Origin of the sequence: Gracilibacillus kekensis (genome assembly GCF_900143085.1) — a bacterium.
In the GTDB taxonomy this organism is placed as follows: domain Bacteria; phylum Bacillota; class Bacilli; order Bacillales; family Amphibacillaceae; genus Gracilibacillus; species Gracilibacillus kekensis.
In genome coordinates this window covers 349,155-371,937 of sequence record NZ_FRCZ01000004.1, presented here as the reverse complement: position 1 = coordinate 371,937, position 22,783 = coordinate 349,155, and the positions used below count along the sequence as shown (strand labels likewise).

The following is a 22,783-nucleotide window of genomic DNA, read 5'->3' as shown; positions in this document are numbered from 1 at the left end:
AGAAGTTAGAAAAAAGCACATTTATGTTTTTGTGTTGTAAATCGAAGGAGGTCTTTGTCATGGACGAAATGAATCAAGAAATTTCTGAAATTAAGGAGCTTTCAGTAGGTGATATCGTACAGGGAAAAGTAGTAAAGGTTGAAGAGAAACATGTCCTTGTAGATATCGGATATAAAGTCGAGGGAATAGTTCCAATTAGTGAACTTTCAGCATTGCGCATTGAAACTGCCAACGATGTTGTTAGTGAAGGAGATGAATTGGAATTACAAGTGAAAAAAGTAGAAGACGAAGAAATTGTTTTGTCTAAAAAAGCGGTTATTGCTGAAAAAGCTTGGGAAGATCTTAAAGAAAAATTCGAAAATGATGAAATTATTAATGCTACCGTCCGAGATGTTGTTAAAGGTGGACTTGTTGTAGATGTTGGTGTTAGAGGATTTATTCCTGCGTCACTAGTGGAAACACACTATGTAGAAGATTTTGCAGATTATCAAGACCAATCTTTGACATTAAAAATTGTTGAATTAGATAAGGAACAAAACAGAATTATACTTTCTCATCGTGCTGTTGTTGAACAAGAAGCACAAGAGAAAAAGAAAACATTACTAGATTCCATCGAAGAAGGGCAAGAAATGGATGGAACGGTTCAGCGAATTACTGATTTCGGTGTGTTTGTAGATATTGGTGGATTAGATGGGTTAGTACATATTTCACAATTAGCACACTCACATGTTGAAAAAGCTTCTGATGTTGTAAGTGAAGGAGATAGTTTACGAGTAAAAGTACTATCTGTAGATAAAGAAAACGAAAGAGTTTCTTTATCCCACAAAGCAACCCAGCCAGGCCCATGGGATCATATTGAAGAAAAAGTAGCAATAAACGATGTAGTAGAAGGTACAGTGAAGCGATTAGTAAACTTCGGAGCATTCGTTGAAGTTTTACCTGGTGTTGAAGGACTTGTCCATATTTCTCAAATTTCAACGGAACATATTGGAACACCTGGTGAAGTTTTAGAAGTCGGTCAAAAAGTAAATGTTAAAGTTTTAGATGTAAGTGAAGCAGATAAGCGAATATCTTTAAGTATTAAAGAAATTGAAGAAGAGCGTAACCAACGTGAAATAAAGAAATATGAGAACGATGACGATCAATCAGGATTTCAACTAGGAGATATGATCGGTGATAAACTAGACAAATACAAGAACGATTAATAGTAAAAACATGCTACTGTTACGTAGCATGTTTTTTTTGTGCAAAACTCAGTTGATGAACTAAAGAAGGATTATGCGACACTATTGTAGTGGTAATTATGACATTTTAGTACTGCGTAACAACCGTTACGGCTTGTCCGTTTCCCTTTCTGCGGGTTTTTCTCCTCAGCTAACTTTTTAAGCAAAGGTCGCTTAAAAAGTGGATCTTCGGATAAAAACTTCCCACAGGAGTGGAAGCGGACGCCTGCGCTTTTTGATGCTCTACAACTAAAGCAAGAGGATGCATTTTTGCTATAATCACAATCTTTTATGGAAATATTCATAGAGATAATCCAAAATATTAGCATTTACAAAAATGTAGAATCTCATTAAGCGTAGGCGTCCACTTCGACTCCAAGGGGATCAGCGCGATCTGAAGATCCACTTTGCGAAGCGATCCTCTTTACAAAAGTTAGCTGAAGACGCGCTCCCTGGAAAGCGAAGTGGGAATGCCGGAGCGGATACCACACTCATATATAATGTCAAAATTACCATCAGATTATGTTGCATTGTCCTTGTTTTGTTCATTACTTATTTCTTTATAGATAAATAGGTCTGTATAGTTTTGTGCGTTTTTTTATATGTGATGGTTAAAATGTTGCTAGTCGGTCCATACTGTTTAAAGGTGATGGAAATGTATCAATTTTTAATTGTCTGGTCATGTTGGTTGTTATGGTGTATTGCTACCTTTTTTCTGTCAAACAACAAAATAAGATTATTGTATTCGACAGGCTTACTCTTATGTTTGATTTTACTGCCATATCAAGTCATTATTATCGATTTACCATTGAACGTTTGTTTTATTTTTTTATTATTATATACAAGTTGTGGTGTCATATATCAGAAGCTTCCTATAAAAAAATATTTATTTATACTTTTTATAAGCTACATGTATGCAATATATTTTCTATGGCGTTTGACTAGTCCAGTATTAAATGATTTTGCATTTATATTAATTGCTGTAGTGAGTGTGTTTTTATTAACTCAGTTCACTTCTAAAAATAAGTATAATCAGATCATTATTTTAATTACAGGATTAACATTCGGACAACTCTTATTTGGTTTAATATGCCTTAATTATTTTCTTCAGTATACCATTAATTATTTTCATTATTTTTTAATATTATTCGCTGTTCTTCTACTAGTAGCTATCCAACATAGTTGGGAATTTGTAATAGAAAAAATAGAGAGTATTGTGAAGGTTATTGAATTTAAAAAGAGGTGGAATTCGTGAATGAATATACCTACCCCATTCTATTTGGCGTAACAATAGGGACATTTGCAAGAATGATTATGTTAAAAACAGATTATAGACAATATCCTACATATTTACATGGCAAAATTATACACCTTGCCCTCGGATTTATCGCTGCTGGTTTGGGATCTGTTGCAGTACCGGCAATTATGGAAAAAGAATTCACTGCTATCACGTTTTTAACGATAGCTGCATCACAATTTAGAGAAGTGCGTAATATGGAGCGAAATACATTATCTGAAATGGATAGTTATGAATTAGTACCAAGAGGGAATACCTATATAGAGGGTATCGCTGTGGCATTTGAAAGTAGAAATTACCTAGTAATTTTCACTTCACTCTTAACAACGATGGCTTATTTAGTATGGAACATTTACTTAGCACTAGTAGTAACCGTCATTTGTATTTATGTCCTTAGAAAATATATGAGTGGCTCAACACTGGGTGATATTGTTAGCGTTGAAGAAGCAGAAGTATCATTTGATGGGGCTGGTCTCTATGTAGATAATATATATATTATGAATATAGGATTACCGATTAGACAAAAAGAGATCATGAAATACGGAATGGGTTTTGTTTTAACTCCTAAGAACTTTGATGTTCGATCTACTATAGCAAACCTTGGACAACGACAAGCTATTCTACATGATGTATCTGTTTCTTTAGGAGTGATCCGCGATTCGGGAACACCTGCATTAGTACCATTGATTAAGCGGGATTTAGATGATGGTCGGATTGGAGTTTTTGTCTTGCCTCAAGACAAAGATGCTAAAAAGGCGATAAAAGTAATTAGGTCTGTACCGGTCCTGGAAAATGCAATTCGTATGCCATCGGAATCAAAAGCTCAAAATAAGTAATTATAAGGGGTGAAGTAGATGGTACTTGAAAAAGCCATATTAGCTACAATAACAACAAATGCAAATAAAGTAACTGCTGGTGCTTCGATTTTTATTTGTGATGACAAAGAAGAAATGGAAAAAGTAGCTGCCAACCTCGAAGCTATATTAGACGGTATCAGTCATGCCTTAAGTGATGAGTTGTATATTATAGTGAAACACTAAATGTTAACAATAATTATATTATGTTAACTATATTGAATTAACTTGTCTTCATTAGCTGAGTTGTGGTAATTTAGTAAAGTGACACTTTAGGAACAATTTTGAAATCAATACATTTTAGGAAGGATGTGCCTTCATGAGAAGTTCTGTAGTTGCTATAGTTGGAAGGCCGAATGTAGGGAAATCAACGATCTTTAACCGATTAGTTGGTGAAAGGATATCTATAGTAGAAGATATACCTGGAGTAACCCGAGACAGAATTTATGCAGAAGCAGAATGGCTAAATACAAATTTTCGCTTAATTGATACAGGTGGAATTGAAATTGGTGATGAGCCTCTTCTAATACAAATGAGAGAGCAAGCTGAAGTTGCCATTCGTGAAGCCGATGTAATTGTTTTTCTAGTAAATGGTAGAGAAGGAATTACTGCAGCGGACGAAGAAGTAGCAAAGATCTTATACAAATCAAATAAACCTATTGTTTTAGCTGTAAACAAGGTTGATAATCCAGAAATGAGAGAACAAATATACGAATTCTATGCACTTGGTTTTGGGGAACCTTATCCGATATCAGGTACACATGGTTTAGGATTAGGTGATTTGCTCGACGGTGTTGTTAACTTATTTCCGGAAAAGGATAATGAACCGGTTGATGAAGATGTAATTCATTTCAGTTTGATTGGAAGACCAAATGTAGGAAAGTCTTCTCTAGTAAATGCAATTTTAAATGAAGAACGGGTAATTGTTAGTGATATTGCAGGAACAACTAGAGATGCAATTGATACTAATTTCACCAAAGAAGATAGGGAATTTGTAATTATTGATACTGCTGGTATGAGGAAAAGAGGAAAAATCTATGAATCTACCGAAAAATACAGTATTCTAAGAGCTTTAAAAGCGATTGAGCGTTCAGATGTCGTTTTAACACTGATAGACGCTGACGCAGGAATTATTGAACAAGATAAAAAAATAGCTGGTTATGCACATGAAGCTGGTAAAGCGGTAATCATCGTCGTAAACAAATGGGATACCATTGCACAACACGATCAAGCAATAAAAGAATTTGAGGAAAAAGTAAGAGCACATTTCCTATTTTTAGATTATGCTCCGATTATTTATCTATCAGCAAAAACGAAGAAAAGAATCCATACTCTTTTGCCTAAAGTTATTGAAGCTAGTGAAAACCACACAAAACGTGTTGAAACAAATATCTTAAATGATGTAATCATGGATGCCCTTGCAATTAATCCAGCTCCTACTAAGCATGGAAAAAAACTTAAGGTCTTATATGCGACACAAGTAGCTGTGAAACCACCTACATTTGTTGTTTTTGTAAATGATCCAGAATTAATGCATTTTTCCTATGAGCGCTTTCTTGAAAATCAGATTCGTGATGCATTCGGTTTTGAAGGAACTCCTATAAAAATATATGCCCGTAGAAGAAGTTAGAGGTGAAATAAATGAAAAAAGTAGCTGTATTAGGTGCAGGAAGTTGGGGAACTGCGCTTGCGATGGTACTATGTGATAATCAACATGATGTCCGCTTATGGACCCATAATTCCGAGCAAAAAATAAAAATGGAAAAAGACAGAAAGAATCTAAAATATTTACCTAATATAGATCTGCCAGATTCATTACGATTGTTTGATGATCTAGCTAAAGCAATTGAGGATGTAGAAGCAATTGTTTTGGTGGTACCAACGAAAGCAATACGCGAAACATGCCAGAAGTTAAACAAAGTACTTAAACAAAAAATTCCGATTATTCATGGAAGTAAAGGGATTGAGCCGGATAGCCACTTTCGAATATCTGAGATGATTAAAGAAGAAATGTTGCCAGAATTAGTTGACGAAGTTGTAGCCTTATCTGGACCAAGTCATGCAGAAGAAGTCAGTGTCAAACATCCGACCACATTAACAGCGGCTTCTAAAAGCGAAAGGAATGCCATTTTTACACAGGATTTATTTATGAATGATTATTTCCGCGTATATACAAGCACCGATATTATTGGTGTCGAGTTAGGCGGGGCATTAAAAAATATAATTGCATTAGGTGCTGGTATATCAGATGGTTTAGGATATGGTGATAATGCTAAGGCTGCATTAATTACCAGAGGGTTAGCAGAAATCACTCGCCTAGCTACAATGAAAGGGGCAAATCCTTTAACTTTTATTGGACTGTCAGGAGTTGGAGACCTTATCGTAACATGTACAAGTGTACATAGCAGGAATTGGCGAGCAGGCAATATGTTAGGTAAAGGTTTGCCATTAAACGAAGTATTAGATCAAATGGGAATGATTGTGGAAGGAATTCGTACAACAGAAGCAGTGAATCAGATGGCAAAACAGGAAAAAGTAGAAATGCCCATTACTGCTGGCATATATAATGTTATTTTTGAGAAAAAAACACCAAAAGAAGTAGTGGATCATCTAATGACACGAAATCGCACAAATGAAATTGATGATATCTCTACTTTGCTAATTGATAGGTTTAAGCATTAACTGTTTAACTCCTCCATGCATACTATAAACATGACTATAGTAGTTAGGAGGAGTTATTTTGAGTGATTTTAAACAAAACATGTTTGATCAAATTCAAAAAAAATCTAATGTTCAACCAGATGATATTTTTAAAGTAGCACAATCTGTTCAAAATGCTGATTTTTCAGATGAAAAAACAGTACGACAACTGGTTAAACAATTAGCAAGACTTTCGGGAAAATCCGTTTCGAAGCAAAAAGAAGATAAAATTGTGAAAGCAATTACCAACAATAACATGCCGAAAGATATGAATACGTTAAGCAAATTATTTAAAAATTGACTTTATAGGCACATGAGGATGCAAGGTATTATTGCTTCGCATACTATAAATCGCACAAGCATTCACTTTCAGGGTGATTACGGGTACATTATTTAGTCATAACCGAAGTAGATTTTGCCCCTTCTACTTCGGTCTTTTAAATTTTTATAACGGCGCAGTCACATTTTATCAAGATATTATTAGTTGCATGCTAATGGAAAGAGTCTGTTCGTGGAATAAACGGAACCTACATTTCTTTTCGTACGGCTAATAATAATGATAGTGTACTGAATGCAGTCTCACTTTATGTTATAATGTAAGAATTAAGAATGTACTAGAGAGGATGGAGTACTGTTGTCTGATGCATTAATGAAAATGTGGATATCATTTGGTGGGATGGGGGCGCTAATTTTAGCCATGGTCCTTATACTACTAAGTAGATACAAATTAAAAGGAATGATTTCAGGGATCGTCGCGTTTGTCGCATATATATGTTTAGTTGTTGGAGGTCTCATTATTTTCTTAGTTGTGCTAAGTGGACCATCGGCCTAAATAAGAAGGAGATAAGATTCAGAATGTTACATAAAAGAATGATTCTAATACTTAGTATTTTCATTTTATCAGGATGTATGTATCCTTCCGAAAATCTAAGTCAAAATAAAATATCAAATGATGCACAATTGCAAATGGTTCAACAAGCCATTGAACAATATGCAGAGCAAAATAATGGATTGCTACCAATTTATACAAAAGAAAATGAAACACCACTATATCAGAAATATATGATTGACTTTAGCATGTTGAAGAGAAATGGACTTTTACAAACTGTACCAGGAACTGCTTTTGAAAATGGTGGCAGTTATCAATATGTTTTAGTGGATGTAGAAAAAAATCCAACCGTTAAAGTGATTGATTTGAATGTAGCTGATCAAGTACGCACGATCCAACAACGGTTAACCATTTATCGAGATGAACACACTTATCCTCCTTTTGGAGACATGGTAGAAGGTAGTGTGTATGAATTAGACTATGAAGAACTTAATTTAGAAGAACCTCCTCATGTGAAAAGTCCATATTCAGGTGAAAATTTGCCTGTATATATTGATACTGACGGGGAATTATTGATTGATTATCGCATCGATCTTTATCAAAAATTACAAGAAACAGACCATAATTACAAGAATGGTGAGGATATAAGGCCGATTCTGATAAAAGAACATCCAGTAGTACCAGCATATAGTATACCATTTACCGTAAAAGATAACGAACCAATTTTAGCGCCAGAAATCGAAGAAAGTTGGTAGCCTCAAGAAATGAAAGAAACTCGTTTTTATAATGCGAGTTTCTTTTTTATTCTAAATGTTGAATACGTTAAAAAACTAAACTGCGAAGTACCTGAAGTGGTAATTTTGAATGAAGGAATCTGCGTAACAACCGCTCCGGCTTGTCCACTTCGCTTTCCAGGGGGCGCGTCTTCAGCTAACTTTGTAAAGAAGATCACTTTACAAAGTGGATCTTCAGATCGCGCTAATCCCCTAGGAGTCGAAGTGGACGCCTGAGCTAGGTCAAATTCTACAATGAATGCGAGAATTGAGATAATGGCTTTTAAATCATTATCCCGAATAAATTCTTATAAACAGCTCAGAATGATCACTGTCGCAACCGTTGTAGAATCTATTTATAGCGTAGGCCGCCCACTTTCACTCGTGTGGGAATTTTTTCTCTGAAGATCCACTTTTTCAAGCGATCTTTGCTTGAAAAAGTTAGCTGAAGGGAAAAACACACGGAAAGGGAAGTAGGCAGCCGGAGCGGAAGTCTAGTAAATAAATCGTTTCAAAATTACTACTTCAGCAAATAAATATACAACAATTTACTTCGCAGTTTGTGTCAAATAAGAATTTGTGGTCACTATTTGGTTTAATGGGATCATTCGTCTTCGTATAAATTAAAATGGTATATAAACTTCATTCCTGACATATGGATGAGGTAGAGCTTGATTATTCGTTTTTGTTTGGGAAAGTATGAAAGTTTATTTAATGTGCGAATATTTAGCATAATTTAATAGGACAACATCATAGAATAGAATTGTCAAAGATTTGTAGGATGATGAGGTCGAATAGATCGGGAGGGGATCACTTGGAAAGGGTAGATATCTTTAAAGATATTTCAAAACGGACGAATGGTGATATTTATTTGGGTGTTGTTGGAGCGGTCAGAACTGGTAAGTCCACATTCATAAAAAAGTTTATGGAGAAAACGGTATTACCAAACATTACGAATGAAAGTGATCGTTTAAGAGCACAAGATGAATTACCACAAAGTGCAGCAGGTAAAACGATTATGACAACTGAACCAAAATTTATTCCAAATCAAGCTGTCTCATTAACAGTAGAAGAAGGTTTGGATGTAAACGTAAGATTAGTGGATTGTGTTGGTTATACAGTAAAAGGTGCTCAGGGATTTGAAGATGAAAATGGTCCACGCATGATTCATACACCATGGTACGAGGAACCTATACCGTTCCACGATGCGGCTGAAATTGGGACTAGAAAAGTAATTCAAGAACACTCCACCATGGGTATTGTTGTAACTACTGATGGAAGTATTGGTGAAATTCCTAGAGAAGACTATGAAGATGCAGAGGATCGAATAGTTAATGAACTAAAAGAAGTTGGCAAGCCCTTTATTATGGTCATTAATTCGGTTCGACCATATAATCAAGACACTGAATTATTACGCCAAGATCTAACAGATAAATATGATATTCCTGTTTTATCAATGAGTGTCGAAAGTATGACTGAACATGATGTTAACAACGTTATGAGAGAAGTACTTTATGAATTTCCTGTATTAGAGGTTAATGTAAACTTACCGAGTTGGGTATTGGTTTTAGATGAAACGCATTGGTTAAGACAAAATTACCAGATTGCGATAGAAGAGACTGTAAAAGATATCAAGCGGCTAAGGGACGTGGATCATGTCATTGGACAATTTGATCAGTTTGATTATATTCAACAAGCCTCTCTTGCAGGGATAGAAATGGGTGAGGGTGTCGCAGATATTGATCTGCATGCACCAGATGAGTTATATGATCAAGTATTAAAAGAAATCGTAGGCGAAGAAATAAGAGGAAAAGACCATCTTTTACAATTAATGCAAGAGTTTACGAATGCAAAAAAAGAATATGATCAAATAGAAGATGCTTTAAAAATGGTTAAGCAAACCGGATACGGTGTAGCTGCACCGGCATTAACTGATATGGCCCTGGAAGAACCTGAAATCATTAGACAAGGTCCAAGGTTTGGTGTTCGACTAAAAGCAGTGGCCCCATCCATTCATATGATTAAAGTAGATGTAGAATCTGAGTTTGCCCCAATAATAGGTACCGAGAAGCAGAGTGAGGAATTAGTACGATATTTAATGCAAGATTTTGAAGATGATCCTTTATCCATTTGGCAATCAGATATCTTTGGCCGATCACTAAGTTCTATTGTAAGAGAAGGAATACAAGCGAAATTGTCATTAATGCCTGAGAACGCTAGATTCAAATTAAAAGAAACGTTGGAAAGAATAATTAATGAAGGATCTGGTGGGTTAATAGCTATAATTCTATAAGGATTTTCTAAAAGCGTTGATGCCAAAGCATTGCGCTTTTTTTGTTGAATAAAACATCTAACTTTTGGTAATAATAGGTAACAAAACAATACAAACATCCTAATCGACCAAAGTATTATTATATCAACGTTTGAAAACACTTGCATAGACAAATGACATATGATAACATTCTTGATAACTTGGTAATTACTTAGCAGAAAAAAAATTTTTTCTGCAGAAACACGAATAATTGTTGAATTATCTTTAATTCTCAGTTATTATAAGCCTTGTCATCCTTTGAAAGATGGCAACTAGCTATATATATTTCATTCGATTGAAATATATAGCTTAAATTGGGAGGAGGTGAATATCATGAACAAGACAGATCTAATTAATGCAGTTGCAGAAAAAAGTGAACTTTCTAAAAAAGATGCAACCAAGACTGTTGACGCAGTTTTTGAATCTATCATGGATTCACTTAAAGATGGCGAAAAAGTACAATTAATTGGTTTTGGTAATTTTGAGGTACGCGAGCGTGCTGCACGTAAAGGGCGTAATCCACAAACTGGGGATGAAATCGAAATTCCAGCTAGCAAAGTGCCTGCTTTTAAACCAGGTAAAGCCCTTAAAGATATCGTAAAATAATATGATATTACATATGGGCAAAAAAGGGTGCAGATTGCACCCTTTTTTCATATCATCTATTCTGAATAACCCTCTGATTGTTTTCCTGCCATAAAGTAAGAGTTATCAGTTTGTAAACGTCCGTTCATTCTTCCATCAGCTTCTATCCTCATGTGTTGCGGATAATTATAATAACACCGTGATAAAACCAAAACTTTATCTATCCCGTAAGATGTAAACTTATGCTATACTATGTTAATATAGAATAGGATTTTGAAGAATTGTGGTGAGCCTAATGAAATATATAGAAATAATAAAGTATTATGAAAAACTGATAACAAAATCCATTAAGCAGGTTTATCTCCAAGAACATTTAAAACATCCTCTTATCGAAATACATAAAATAGTCGCGCTTAATGAATTAATAAAATCTGACAAAAAACAGGAAAACCTTGTACTAACTACTATGCTGGTGCAAATAGCTTTAAATACGCATGATCAAATTGGCAATCATTTTGATGAACGGCATAGTGAGAAAGAACAACAACTCACTGTCTTAGCAGGAGACTATTATTCAGGAATTTATTATCACATTTTAGCCTCTAACAATAATTTATCTTTTATTCGATTATTAGCAGATGGAATAAATGAAATTACTCAAAAAAAAATGCATGCATACTATAATACATATGAAAATATAGACATTTTTCTTAATGATTACGAACTAATAGAAGCAAAATTAATATCTAAAGTCGCAAGCTATGTAAATGAAAAGAATGCGATTCCGTACATAAGTAAATGGTTAATGTATAAGAAACTACAATATGAATTAGTTCAAATTAACAATGATAGAAAAACGTTCTATCAACAATTAATAATAGAAACTGTAATTGGTATAAACGGTAAAAAACAATTAAAGAACACACTTACTTATAGTCTTGAAAAGTTAGACCAGGATTTATCGGTAATGAATAAACATCAGTGGTCAAATACTCTCGAAAAAGATTTAGATCTTTATCACATTTCACTATTACAAAAAAAAGGGAATATGACGTTGGAAGAAGGATTATCAAAATGACGAAACAAACAAAAGAAGAAAAAGTACATCAAGTTTTCGAAAAAATTTACAGTAATTATGATAATATGAATTCTATTATTTCATTTCAAAGACATAAAAAGTGGCGGAATGATGTAATGAAAAAAATGAATGTGAAATCAGGTACGAAAGCCTTAGACGTATGTTGTGGTACTGGCGACTGGTCTTTTGCTTTGTCAGAGGCAGTAGGAGTAGAAGGGGAAGTAATCGGTTTAGATTTTAGTCAAAATATGTTATCAGTAGCCAAAGAACGCAAGGAAAATCATGATTTAAATAATCTGCAATTTGTTCATGGTAATGCCATGGATTTGCCCTTTGAAGATAATTCATTTGACTATGTAACAATTGGTTTCGGCTTGCGAAACGTCCCTGATTATTTGCAGACATTAAGAGAAATGCAACGTGTTGTAAAACCAGGCGGCATCGTTGTTTGCTTAGAAACTTCGCAGCCAGAAGGGACAGCGTTTCGGAAATTATATTATTTTTATTTCAAAAATATCATGCCATTGTTTGGCAGATTATTCGCCAAAAGCTACCAAGAATATGTCTGGCTACATGAATCAGCAAAAGATTTCCCTGGTAAAGAGCAATTAAAAAAAATATTTGAAGATGCAGGTTTAATAAATGTGGAATATAAAAGCTATACCGGTGGAGTAGCTGCCATGCATCAAGGTGAAAAACAAGTGTAGAAATAAAGGTGACGACAAATGAAGCTTGCTAAAACGTATGCATTTTTAAAAAAAGATTTATCACTCATAGAGGACGCCTTAGAAGTGTCGGTCTACGCAGATCAAGAAATATTGAATGAAGCCTCCCTGCAATTATTAAAAGCTGGAGGCAAAAGGTTAAGACCAGTATTTGTCTTACTCGCATCTAAATTTGGTGACTATAATCTGGAAAAGATTAAAAACGTCGCCAGCTCATTAGAATTAATTCATATGGCTTCACTTGTACACGATGATGTAATAGATAATTCTGATTTAAGACGTGGTAAGCCAACAGTGAAAGCGAAATGGGATAACCAAGTAGCCATGTTAACTGGTGATTACATATTCGCAAAAGCTCTACAGCAATTCACCGAGATTGAAGAGCCAAGGGCACATCAAATCCTGTCACACACTATGATTGAACTAACAATTGGTGAAATTGAACAGATCAAAGATAAATATAAAGTAGATCAAAACTTTCGAAACTATTTAAAAAGAATAAAACGGAAGACTGCTTTATTAATATCTTCCAGTTGTCAATTAGGAGCTATAGTTGCTAATACCGATAACAAATCAGAGAAAGCTTTGTTCAGATATGGTTATTATATGGGAATGTCATATCAAATAATAGATGATATTTTAGATTTTACAGCTTCTGAAAAAGAATTAGGCAAACCGGCAGGAAGTGATCTCATCAATGGAAACATCACATTACCGGTGTTATATGCATTAGAAGATCCACTGATTCATAAAGAATTAACAAATTTGTTCTCTAATAAAAAGCAAGTGACTAGTGATGCAATTAAACCTATTATATCTAAAATAATCTCTTCAAATGCGATTGAAAAAGCAAAAAAAGTAAGTGATATGTATTTACAGAAAGCATATGAATCACTTCAATTATTACCAAATAATCAAGCTAAAGAATCATTGGAGAATATAGCTAATTATATAGGCAACCGAAAAATATAAAGAGGTGAAGCAAATGGAAAAAACTTATGTAATGATTAAACCAGACGCAGTTCAACGTAATTTAGTAGGAAAAATAATAGCTAGGTTTGAACAAAAAGGTTATAAACTTGTTGCCGCTAAACTTATGACAATTTCTGAATCTCTTGCTAAAAAACATTATGCAGAACATGACGGTAAACCATTTTTTAAAGACCTGGTTTCTTTTATAACTTCAGGTCCTGTTTTTGCAATGGTCTGGGAAGGCGATAATGTTATTGAAGTATCTCGGAAAATGATGGGGAAAACAAATCCTCAAGAGGCTGCTGTTGGTACAATCAGAGGAGATTACGGCATTGTTACTCATCGGAACATTATTCACGGATCCGATTCAGTGGAAAGTGCCGAACGCGAAATTAATTTATTTTTCACACAAGAAGAACTACAAAACTACAGCAAAAATATCGACGATTGGTTATCATAATTATTAAACCATCTATCTTGAGGGAGAAGAGACATGTCAGAATATCAAGCTTTCATCGGTCACATACATAAAAAAACCGGCTTAGACTTATCACTATATAAAGAGGTCCAAATGAAACGACGCCTTACATCCTTACGTAATAAACGTGGATATGGCACGTTTCAGGAATATTTTACCGCTATTAATTCTGATCAACAATTATTACAAGAATTTCTCGACAAAGTAACTATAAATGTATCTGAATTTTATCGAAACCCGACAAGATGGAAAGTATTGGAAGATAATATTTTACCTTCATTTCAAAAGGAAAAACGAAAGATAAAGATTTGGAGTGCAGCATGTTCAACTGGTGAAGAGCCGTATACACTTGCTATAATTGCTAACCAACTATGGGACTTGAAAGATATTGAGATTATTGCTACAGATATTGATCCTAATGTGTTAGCAAGAGCCAAGCAGGGCATTTATAACGAACGAGCACTGCAAGAAGTTCCTGCCGCGATTAAAAAGAAATACTTCCACCAAGAAGGTGAAACATTTAAAGTGGATGAAAAATTAAGAAATGCTATAACCTTTAAACAGCATAACTTATTAGCAGATTCATATCCTAATAATGTAGACCTAATAGTTTGTCGAAATGTATTAATCTATTTCACAGAAGATGCGAAAAGTAAAATCTATCATAATTTTAACAAATCATTAGCCAGTCAAGGTGTCTTCTTTGTTGGAAGTACCGAACAAATTTTCAGTCCGGAAAAATATGGGTTTAAAGTTTTGGATACATTTTTTTATGGAAAGTTATAAAAACAGCAAATTTCTACACACATTTTTTGTGAGCTGTGTTATAGTAATACAAAAAATAAAATAAGGGGGATTACAATGCGTTATTTAACTGCAGGCGAGTCGCATGGTAAACAACAAACAACGATCATAGAAGGCCTTCCGGCGAAAATGCCAATTACTAAAGATGATATTAATGATTCACTTTTGCGTCGCCAAAAAGGACACGGTAGAGGTAAAAGAATGCAAATAGAAAAGGATTTGGTAGATATTGTTGGTGGAATCCGTCATGGATACACTTTAGGATCACCAATCGCCCTTGTAGTACATAATGATGACTTTAAACATTGGATAGATGTGATGGGTGAAGACCCAGTGACTGAAGATCAAAAAATCAGAAGAGTGGTAACTCGACCACGTCCAGGTCATGCAGATTTAAACGGTGCCTTAAAATATGGACATCGTGATATGCGAAATATTTTAGAACGTTCTTCTGCACGCGAAACTACTGCAAGAGTAGCTGCAGGAGCTGTAGCAAAAACATTATTAAAAAATCTTGATATTAAAATTGTAGGGTATGTTAAAGAAATTGCTGGCATTAAAGCAGAAGAAAATACGGAATTATCGATCGACGAAAAGATTCGTATTTCAGAGGAGTCTCCTGTACGTAGTCTGGATGAAGTAGCAGGAAAAAAAATGATGGACGCTATCGATCATGCTAAAAAGGATGGAGACTCGATTGGTGGAGTTTGTGAAGTTGCCATTGAAGGTCTTCCAGCTGGACTTGGGTCGTATGTACACTATGATCGCAAATTAGATGGTCGTATAGCTGGAGCTGTACAAAGTATTAATGCTTTCAAAGGAGTAGAATTTGGTATTGGTTTTGAAGCTGCTCGCAAGAATGGCAGTCAAGTACATGATGAGATCCTTTGGTCCGAAGAAAAAGGTTATTATCGTCGAACCAATCGTCTTGGTGGTTTTGAAGGTGGTATGACAACAGGAATGCCTGTAATTGTAAAAGGTGTAATGAAACCAATTCCGACTCTTTATAAACCATTGCAAAGTGTTGATATTGAATCGAAAGAACCTTTTAATGCCAGTATCGAACGCTCTGATTCATGTGCAGTTCCAGCAGCAGCTGTTGTTATGGAGCATGTTGTAGCATTTGAAGTAGCAAAAGCTATTCTAGAACAATTCCCTCATGATCAATTTCCAAAACTAAAAGAAGCAATTGATCAATACCGAGAGGAAATTAGGTGCTTCTAAATGCATAAGCAAACTATAACAACAAGTACTAATCAATATGATGTTATTGTTGGAAACGGCATTATTGATAAGATAGATGAATTTTTACCAAAAGAATATCACAACATTTTAATTATTACGGATACTATTGTAAATGATTTGTATTCGGACAGTGTAAAAAAGAATTTGCCGAGTTCTGCTCATATCTCAGTAAGTGTGGTACCTGCAGGAGAAGCATCTAAGAGCATTGATCAGTATTATCGTTTATTAACAGCTGCTATTGAACATCAGCTAGACCGCCAATCTCTCATTATTGCTCTTGGCGGTGGGATGATTGGTGACTTAGCAGGTTTTGTAGCTGCAACATATATGCGAGGCATCCACTTTATTCAAATACCTACTACAATCTTAGCTCATGATAGCAGTGTTGGTGGAAAAGTAGCAATTAATCATCCTGAAGGGAAGAATTTAATTGGTAACTTTTATCCTCCAGTAGCTGTAATTTATGATACAGATACATTGATTTCTTTACCAGATAAAGAAAAACGATCAGGCTATGCTGAGGTAGTAAAACATGGTTTTATAAGTGATCAAGACTTTTTGCATGATGTACTACAAACAGACATTACTTCACAGCTTCATGCAGCAAAACTTATTGATCACTTACAAAAAGGCATCGCTGTTAAAGCTAATGTAGTAGAAAAAGATGAAAAGGAATCAAATATTCGGAAATTTCTGAATTTTGGACATACTTTAGGTCATGCGATTGAATCCGAACTGGGATATGGTAAAATCACACATGGTGAAGCGGTTGCCATTGGAATGCTGTTTGCTATTCAAGTAAGTGAAAAAACGTATGATATTACGTTACCCTACCATCCATTAAAAAATTGGCTAGAAAAGAATGGATATCCTTTGAATATACCTTCTTTACAAGTGGAAAGATTAGTGGAGCGGATGAAAAAAGATAAAAAATCAGAAAATGCCACGGTTCAAATGGTATTGTTAAAAGGAATTGGAGAGCCGATAACAGAAAATATCACGGATCAAGCTTTATCCAATCTTTTAGAAAACTTTTTGAGAGAGTTGGGTTCATAATGATAAGAGGAATACGTGGAGCAACCACTGTCAGCAACAACGAGGCAGAAGAAATCATTGAACATACAAAAATAATGATTGAACAAATGGCTAAGAAAAATAATGTCGAACCGGACTCCATTGCCTCGGTGATAATTTCTGTGACAGCAGATCTAAATGCAACATTTCCTGCGAAAGCTTTACGCTTAATCGATGGATGGAAGTACGTTCCCGTAATGTGTATGCCAGAAATTGATGTTCCAAATAGTCTGCCACTTTGTATTCGTGTTATGATGACGGTGAATACTTCTAGATCACAAAAAGACATTGAGCATATATACTTAAACGAAGCAATAAAGTTACGACCTGATTTAGTAGAGGAATAGAAGCTTGATATATCAAGGGGGTATTTAATTTGAAAGCAAAGCAAGTATTTCAGGATATGTCACCATACACACCTGGTAAACAGATAGAAGAAGTCAAAAAAGAATATGGGTTAACTAAAATTATCAAATTAGCATCTAACGAGAACCCATTTGGTTATTCAAACAAAGTAAAAGAAGAGATTCCGAAAATGATTGATCACTTAGAGATTTATCCTGATGGTTATGCTGCAGCCCTCAGAAAATCACTCGCTCATAAATTAAATGTCGGTGAAAAACAATTAATTTTCGGATGTGGTTCAGATGAAGTAGTCGATATTATATGTCGTACCTATTTAGAAAAAGGAACAAATACGATAATGGCTACACCTTCGTTCCCACAGTACAAGCATAACGCTTTAATACAGGGTGCAGAAATTGTAGAAATCCCTTTAGTAAACGGGTATCACAATTTACCTGAAATGCTTAAGGCTGTAAATGAACAAACAAAAGTAGTGTGGTTATGTTCACCAAATAATCCAACTGGATCTTTAATCAATAAAGATACGTTAGTTTCCTTTTTAGAAAAATGTCCCTCCAATGTGATGGTTGTATTGGATGAAGCCTACTATGAATATATAGAAACTAGTAATGATCCGAATAGCATAAATTTATTAGGAAAATATAAAAATTTAGTCATTTTACGTACCTTTTCAAAAGCATATGGATTGGCTAACTTACGGGTAGGTTACGGTGTAGCATCAGAAGAAATTGCTACCTATCTCAATATTACACGCGGACCTTTTAATACTACATCAATTTCACAAATGTCAGCACTTACGGCTTTAAAAGACGAAACCTTTTTACAAAATACGTATCAAGAAAATCTTGTGAATAAAAAAGCCTTTATGTCTGCTTGTGACAAAATGAATTTAAATTATTATGATTCTGAAGCCAACTTTTTATTCGTTCAGTTACCTACTACAGGTGACGAATTGTTTGAATACTTATTAACAAAAGGATTCATTGTTCGCTCAGGTGAGGCGTTAGGTCATCCTAATGGCGTTAGAATTACAATTGGTTCAAAAGAGCAAATGGATGAATTACAAAGTTATATGAGACAATTTTTAGCATCACATAAAGGAGAATAATCGTGAAGCAAACGGTTTTAATAGCGGGTCTCGGACTAATTGGAGGCTCGCTTGCTTTAAGTATAAGAGAAACGGAAGATATCCGTTTGATCGGATTCGATTCGAATTATAGCAGCTTAGAATATGCCAAAATGAATAAAATTGTTGACGATGTATATAGTGACTTTGGTGAAGCGGTTGTACAAGCTGATATTTGTATACTAGCTGCACCTGTTTCAGTTACAGTGGAATTAATTCATCAACTGAATCATCTTTCATTCACTAATCCACTTATCATTACCGATGTAGGTTCAGTCAAAGGACCGATTATGGAAGCTGCTAATCAAATTAAATCAGAAAATATCGCATTTATTGGTGGACATCCGATGGCTGGTTCTCATAAAAAAGGAATCCAGGCAGCAAAAAAAAACCTGTTTGAAAATGCTATATATGTTTTATCGCCTACTACAAGTAGCTCGGAAGAAGATTTAGAGAAGTTACAAGCATTATTAACCCCAACGAAATCTAAATTTCTCATCCTAGAACCTGATGAGCACGACGAAATGACAAGTGTAATATCACACTTCCCTCATTTAATCGCCTCATCTCTCGTTCACCAAGCACGTAAATGGCAGACGACACATCCTTACATACCTAAATTAGCAGCTGGTGGATTTCGGGATATTACTAGAATTGCATCAAGTAACCCCTTGATGTGGCGAGATATTTTCTTTCAAAACCGGTCGAAAATAAGTCGTTTATTAGCTGACTGGATTGAAGAGATGATGCACCTGAAAACACTGATTGATGCAGGTGAAAAATCGCAAATTCAAGAATATTTAGAACAAGCAAGGGAATACCGAGATGGACTTGATAGTAGAAAACAAGGGGCAATTCCATCATATTATGATATTTACGTTGATATTTTTGATCAGCAAGGTGCAATATTAAAAGTAATTGAATTATTGGCTAAACATGATATTAGTATAAAGAATATCGAAATCTTAGAAATAAGAGAAGGGATCACAGGTGTCTTACGATTAAGTTTCCAAAACAAGAATGATCAGGAACTAAGCCAAGCTGTCTTAACGAAAAGTCGTTATGACACAGTGATTGAAGAATAGGAGAGGGTTATCTTGTCTAGCAAAGTATTAAAGTATCAACATGCATCACTTTCTGGTCAAATAACTGTACCAGGAGATAAGTCTATTTCTCATCGTGCAGTGATGTTTGGCTCTTTAGCAAAAGGTAAAACAAACATTACAAATTTCTTAGCTGGTGAAGATTGTTTATCAACAATTTCTGCCTTTCAATCAATGGGTGTTTCTATAAAAAGAGACGAGAATACAGTTTGGATCGAATCTGACGGTATCGAAGGATTAAAAGAGCCTACAGAGCCAATTGATTTAGGTAATTCTGGAACTACAGCTCGTTTATTAATGGGAATATTATCAGGTTTACCTTATCACTTCACATTGTTTGGTGATGAATCACTTTCAAAACGTCCTATGGATCGAATTGCTAATCCTTTAAGAGAAATGGGTGCAAAAATAGACGGTCGTAATAATGGTCGGCTACTGCCTATGTCTATCAGAGGTGGTAATCTTTCATCGATCGATTTTAAACCACCTGTAAAAAGTGCACAAGTGAAATCCGGTGTCTTATTGGCAGGGCTATTTAGCGAAGGTTTTACAACTGTGGAAGAGGAAACGAAAACGCGTGACCATACGGAGAATATGTTAAAAGCATTTGGAGCAGAAATTGACGTAGAGGGTACCACAGTTAAGATTCACGGCAAACAAAAACTCCACGGTTGCGATATTGAAGTACCTGGTGATATTTCTTCTGCTGCCTTCTTTTTAGTAGCTGCCGCAATTACTAAAGGCAGTAGTGTCACTGTAGAAAATGTAGGGTTAAATCCTACTCGAACAGGAATTATTGATGTTTTGGAATTAATGGGAATTTCCATTGAGGTAGTCGAAAAGAGAACAATCGGCGGTGAGCCAATCGGTGATATTAAAGTTGCATCCTCGACACCAAAAGCTGCTGTAATAGAAGGAGATGTCATTCCACGTATTATTGATGAAATTCCTATTATTGCATTATTAGCTACCCAAGCTGATGGCCAAACCATCATCCGGGACGCTGAAGAACTACGTTTTAAAGAAACGGACCGAATTGACTCAGTCGTTTCTACTCTTACGAAATTAGGGGCTTCTGTTAAAGGAACAAAAGACGGTATGATTATTGAAGGTAATACTTTATTACATGGGGCCGTAACAGAATCATTTGGCGATCATCGTATTGGTATGATGATTGCGATCGCCTCATTATTGACGGATGAGCAGGTGGAACTCCATGATGATGAGTGCATCGCTGTATCATACCCCACCTTCTTTGAAGACCTAGACAAATTAACGTCAATCAACTAAATGACACCCAAGAAATATCCAACAAGAAACTTTTGTTGGATATTCTTTTTTTAAAAAACCCACTTCTGTAACATAAAAACTAAACTGCGAAGTAACTGACATAGGATTATTGACAAAAGGATTGAGATGAATGCTAATCCTACGCTACGGAAAAACACTCCCTTTCCGGGGGCACGGCTGAAGCTAACTTGGTAAAGAAAAGCACTTTACCAAGTGGATCTTCAGCTCGTGCTGTTCCCCCAGGAGTGTCGCATTTTTCCTCCGCTTTGTTAGATATCTGTTGAAGTACGAGAAAATATGCTGTGATATCAACATTCTAGCTGATTATAAATGTGTAGAACACTATAGAAGCGTAGTCCATTTACGTAGACTCCAGCGGGAACAGCTACTTCCGAAGACCCGCAGGCAGTGATTTTCTGCCGAGGAGGCTGAGGTGACGCCCGCGGAAAGCGAAGTAAATGGACGGAGCTTTTGCCTAGCATTCATCATACTTTCAAATTTGTCACAACTTCGCAGTTTGTGTCAAATGTCTGGGATATTTTTTGTTATTGATTATGTTTAATATCACAATATACATCCTTATAAAGCTTTCTTAGTTGCTCGTGTTATGTTATTTCGTTACTATGGAGATGAGAAATATAAGATTATTGATTAGTAGAAAGGTTGAAACCATTGGAAAATCCTATCGAACAAGCGATCGAAATGATACATATAGGTGAAATAAAGGAAGCATTAACGCTCTTACAAGAAGCATCAATCACTGCTGATGGTAATACAAAATTAGAAATTGCCCAACTATTTATAGAATTAGGGAATCAGGATCTTGCAGAATCCGTATTAGAAGATATACTAAAACAAGAACCAGCTAATAGTGATGCAAAATTAATGTATGCAGATATAATGATCGACGATAATAAAGATGAGCAAGCAATAGAGTTACTTAACGAAGTTCAGGAAGACGATGATAATTATTTACAAGCATTGGTTCAATTAGCTGATCTGTATCAAGCTCAAGGTTTATTCGAAGTGGCAGAAAGGAAACTATTAACCGCCAAGAACATTGCACCGGAAGAACCAATAATAGACTTTGCTTTAGGGGAATTATCATTTTCAGCTGGAGAATATCATAAATCAGTCATCTACTTTGAAAAGTTATATAAAAACCATAAAGAATTCGCTGGTGTAGAAATTGCAGGACGATTAGCTGAGGCTTATGCTTTAAATGGAGAGTTTGAAGAATCTCTCTACTATTATCAGACAATCGACACAGAAGATCCTGAAATACTTTTTCGTTATGGTTTCTTAGCTTACAAATCAGAAAGGTATGAAATAGCGATACAAGCATGGGAGAAGTTATTAGAGGAAGAATTGGAATATCCATCCGTCTATTTATACCTTGCTAATGCATATGAAGAAGAAGGACTCGCTAAAGAAGCAATCGAAGCCGCGATGAAAGGTGTAGAGATGGACCCATTCAATAAGGAAATATGGTTCACCGCTGCCAGGCTAGCTTTGAAAGCAGGCGAAGCTGAGAAGGCTTTTGAATATGCCGATAAAGCAATCTCCCTGGATGGCGAATACCAAGAAGCATTATTATTTCTGATTGAAGCATATAAGACTCAAGAAGAACATTCTGAAATCATCACTCTGCTTACAAATAAAGTAGATATGGATCCATTGGATGGAATTTTTTATTGGGAACTAGCAAAAGCCTATAATGAGGAAGAAGCGTTTAAACAGGCATTAAATGCTTACCAAAATGCATACAATAAAATGAAGGATGATACGGACTTCTTAAAAGATTATGGATACTTTTTAATTGAAGAAGGGAGGAGCAAAGACGCCGTCACGGTCTTTGAAGAATATATAGCTGCTGAGCCATCTGATTTTGAGATTCAACATTATGTTCAACGTTTAAAGGAACAAAATAACGATACTCTCTTTTAAATG

Annotated in this window: 23 protein-coding genes; all 23 read left to right on the top strand. The window is 35.2% G+C overall.

The window, feature by feature from the left end; genetic code table 11:
* Positions 1-59 precede the first annotated feature (59 nt).
* Positions 60-1,205 carry a 30S ribosomal protein S1 gene (rpsA, locus tag BUC25_RS12070; RefSeq protein ID WP_073202117.1) on the top strand — a complete coding sequence of 382 codons (1,146 nt, stop codon included), beginning with the start codon at positions 60-62 and terminating at the stop codon, positions 1,203-1,205.
* Between the two features lie 625 nt (positions 1,206-1,830).
* Positions 1,831-2,478 (top strand): YphA family membrane protein, encoded by a 648-nt coding sequence (locus BUC25_RS19880; RefSeq protein WP_425292873.1) that lies wholly within the window; start codon positions 1,831-1,833, stop codon positions 2,476-2,478.
* Positions 2,475-3,356: a YIEGIA family protein gene (locus tag BUC25_RS12060; protein WP_073202115.1), complete on the top strand. Its 882-nt coding sequence runs from the start codon at positions 2,475-2,477 to the stop codon at positions 3,354-3,356. The genes BUC25_RS19880 and BUC25_RS12060 overlap by 4 nt, the downstream gene beginning before the upstream one ends.
* A gap of 18 nt (positions 3,357-3,374) precedes the next feature.
* Positions 3,375-3,560 (top strand): capping complex subunit for YIEGIA, encoded by a 186-nt coding sequence (locus tag BUC25_RS12055; RefSeq protein WP_073202114.1) that lies wholly within the window; start codon positions 3,375-3,377, stop codon positions 3,558-3,560.
* 133 nt (positions 3,561-3,693) lie between these two features.
* Entirely contained in the window at positions 3,694-5,004 is a 1,311-nt protein-coding gene (gene der, locus BUC25_RS12050) for a ribosome biogenesis GTPase Der (RefSeq protein ID WP_073202113.1), read from the top strand.
* Positions 5,005-5,015: 11 nt separating this feature from the next.
* A complete protein-coding gene (locus BUC25_RS12045) occupies positions 5,016-6,056 on the top strand; it encodes an NAD(P)H-dependent glycerol-3-phosphate dehydrogenase (RefSeq protein ID WP_073202112.1) in 1,041 nt (346 codons plus the stop codon).
* A gap of 58 nt (positions 6,057-6,114) precedes the next feature.
* On the top strand, positions 6,115-6,375 hold the full coding sequence (locus BUC25_RS12040) for a stage VI sporulation protein F (RefSeq protein WP_058307573.1): 261 nt from the start codon (positions 6,115-6,117) through the stop codon (positions 6,373-6,375).
* 333 nt (positions 6,376-6,708) lie between these two features.
* Complete coding sequence (locus BUC25_RS12035) at positions 6,709-6,906, top strand: DUF2768 domain-containing protein (RefSeq protein WP_073202111.1); 198 nt, start codon at positions 6,709-6,711, stop codon at positions 6,904-6,906.
* A 23-nt stretch (positions 6,907-6,929) separates the two neighbouring features.
* Complete coding sequence (locus BUC25_RS12030; protein ID WP_073202110.1) at positions 6,930-7,658, top strand: hypothetical protein; 729 nt, start codon at positions 6,930-6,932, stop codon at positions 7,656-7,658.
* Positions 7,659-8,490: 832 nt separating this feature from the next.
* On the top strand, positions 8,491-9,969 hold the full coding sequence (gene spoIVA, locus BUC25_RS12020) for a stage IV sporulation protein A (RefSeq protein ID WP_073202108.1): 1,479 nt from the start codon (positions 8,491-8,493) through the stop codon (positions 9,967-9,969).
* Between the two features lie 351 nt (positions 9,970-10,320).
* A complete protein-coding gene (locus BUC25_RS12015) occupies positions 10,321-10,593 on the top strand; it encodes an HU family DNA-binding protein (RefSeq protein WP_058307577.1) in 273 nt (90 codons plus the stop codon).
* Between the two features lie 274 nt (positions 10,594-10,867).
* Positions 10,868-11,650, top strand: coding sequence for a heptaprenyl diphosphate synthase component 1 (locus BUC25_RS12010; RefSeq protein WP_073202107.1), 783 nt, complete (start codon positions 10,868-10,870; stop codon positions 11,648-11,650).
* Positions 11,647-12,357 (top strand): demethylmenaquinone methyltransferase, encoded by a 711-nt coding sequence (locus BUC25_RS12005; RefSeq protein ID WP_073202106.1) that lies wholly within the window; start codon positions 11,647-11,649, stop codon positions 12,355-12,357. Before BUC25_RS12010 ends, BUC25_RS12005 begins: the two co-directional genes overlap by 4 nt.
* Positions 12,358-12,375: 18 nt before the next feature.
* The gene (hepT, locus tag BUC25_RS12000) at positions 12,376-13,347 is read left to right on the top strand and encodes a heptaprenyl diphosphate synthase component II (protein WP_073202105.1); all 972 of its coding nucleotides are present in this window, start codon (positions 12,376-12,378) and stop codon (positions 13,345-13,347) included.
* 13 nt (positions 13,348-13,360) lie between these two features.
* The gene (ndk, locus tag BUC25_RS11995; RefSeq protein WP_073202104.1) at positions 13,361-13,807 is read left to right on the top strand and encodes a nucleoside-diphosphate kinase; all 447 of its coding nucleotides are present in this window, start codon (positions 13,361-13,363) and stop codon (positions 13,805-13,807) included.
* 33 nt (positions 13,808-13,840) lie between these two features.
* Positions 13,841-14,611 carry a CheR family methyltransferase gene (locus BUC25_RS11990; RefSeq protein WP_073202103.1) on the top strand — a complete coding sequence of 257 codons (771 nt, stop codon included), beginning with the start codon at positions 13,841-13,843 and terminating at the stop codon, positions 14,609-14,611.
* 75 nt (positions 14,612-14,686) lie between these two features.
* A complete protein-coding gene (aroC, locus tag BUC25_RS11985) occupies positions 14,687-15,853 on the top strand; it encodes a chorismate synthase (protein ID WP_073202102.1) in 1,167 nt (388 codons plus the stop codon).
* Positions 15,854-16,930, top strand: a complete 1,077-nt coding sequence (gene aroB, locus BUC25_RS11980; RefSeq protein WP_073202101.1) for a 3-dehydroquinate synthase — start codon at positions 15,854-15,856, stop codon at positions 16,928-16,930. It begins immediately after the preceding gene.
* A complete protein-coding gene (gene aroH, locus BUC25_RS11975) occupies positions 16,930-17,295 on the top strand; it encodes a chorismate mutase (protein WP_073202100.1) in 366 nt (121 codons plus the stop codon). The genes aroB and aroH overlap by 1 nt, the downstream gene beginning before the upstream one ends.
* Before the next feature lie 29 nt (positions 17,296-17,324).
* Complete coding sequence (gene hisC / locus BUC25_RS11970; RefSeq protein ID WP_073202099.1) at positions 17,325-18,422, top strand: histidinol-phosphate transaminase; 1,098 nt, start codon at positions 17,325-17,327, stop codon at positions 18,420-18,422.
* A 2-nt stretch (positions 18,423-18,424) separates the two neighbouring features.
* Positions 18,425-19,525, top strand: a complete 1,101-nt coding sequence (locus BUC25_RS11965) for a prephenate dehydrogenase (RefSeq protein WP_170862692.1) — start codon at positions 18,425-18,427, stop codon at positions 19,523-19,525.
* A gap of 12 nt (positions 19,526-19,537) precedes the next feature.
* Positions 19,538-20,833 carry a 3-phosphoshikimate 1-carboxyvinyltransferase gene (aroA, locus tag BUC25_RS11960; RefSeq protein WP_073202097.1) on the top strand — a complete coding sequence of 432 codons (1,296 nt, stop codon included), beginning with the start codon at positions 19,538-19,540 and terminating at the stop codon, positions 20,831-20,833.
* A gap of 672 nt (positions 20,834-21,505) precedes the next feature.
* Positions 21,506-22,780 carry a tetratricopeptide repeat protein gene (locus BUC25_RS11955; protein WP_244535176.1) on the top strand — a complete coding sequence of 425 codons (1,275 nt, stop codon included), beginning with the start codon at positions 21,506-21,508 and terminating at the stop codon, positions 22,778-22,780.
* Positions 22,781-22,783 lie beyond the last annotated feature (3 nt).

What these genes read in the sequence shown, in the direction of transcription:
- BUC25_RS11990 (WP_073202103.1), top strand. Translation starts at nt 13,841, where the DNA reads ATGTCAGAATATCAAGCTTTCATCGGTCACATACATAAAAAAACCGGC.
- BUC25_RS12005 (WP_073202106.1), top strand. Translation starts at nt 11,647, where the DNA reads ATGACGAAACAAACAAAAGAAGAAAAAGTACATCAAGTTTTCGAAAAA.
- BUC25_RS12015 (WP_058307577.1), top strand. Translation starts at nt 10,321, where the DNA reads ATGAACAAGACAGATCTAATTAATGCAGTTGCAGAAAAAAGTGAACTT.
- BUC25_RS12045 (WP_073202112.1), top strand. Translation starts at nt 5,016, where the DNA reads ATGAAAAAAGTAGCTGTATTAGGTGCAGGAAGTTGGGGAACTGCGCTT.
- aroB (WP_073202101.1), top strand. Translation starts at nt 15,854, where the DNA reads ATGCATAAGCAAACTATAACAACAAGTACTAATCAATATGATGTTATT.
- rpsA (WP_073202117.1), top strand. Translation starts at nt 60, where the DNA reads ATGGACGAAATGAATCAAGAAATTTCTGAAATTAAGGAGCTTTCAGTA.
- BUC25_RS19880 (WP_425292873.1), top strand. Translation starts at nt 1,831, where the DNA reads ATGGTTAAAATGTTGCTAGTCGGTCCATACTGTTTAAAGGTGATGGAA.
- BUC25_RS12055 (WP_073202114.1), top strand. Translation starts at nt 3,375, where the DNA reads ATGGTACTTGAAAAAGCCATATTAGCTACAATAACAACAAATGCAAAT.
- BUC25_RS12010 (WP_073202107.1), top strand. Translation starts at nt 10,868, where the DNA reads ATGAAATATATAGAAATAATAAAGTATTATGAAAAACTGATAACAAAA.
- aroC (WP_073202102.1), top strand. Translation starts at nt 14,687, where the DNA reads ATGCGTTATTTAACTGCAGGCGAGTCGCATGGTAAACAACAAACAACG.
- ndk (WP_073202104.1), top strand. Translation starts at nt 13,361, where the DNA reads ATGGAAAAAACTTATGTAATGATTAAACCAGACGCAGTTCAACGTAAT.
- der (WP_073202113.1), top strand. Translation starts at nt 3,694, where the DNA reads ATGAGAAGTTCTGTAGTTGCTATAGTTGGAAGGCCGAATGTAGGGAAA.
- aroH (WP_073202100.1), top strand. Translation starts at nt 16,930, where the DNA reads ATGATAAGAGGAATACGTGGAGCAACCACTGTCAGCAACAACGAGGCA.
- hepT (WP_073202105.1), top strand. Translation starts at nt 12,376, where the DNA reads ATGAAGCTTGCTAAAACGTATGCATTTTTAAAAAAAGATTTATCACTC.
- BUC25_RS12030 (WP_073202110.1), top strand. Translation starts at nt 6,930, where the DNA reads ATGTTACATAAAAGAATGATTCTAATACTTAGTATTTTCATTTTATCA.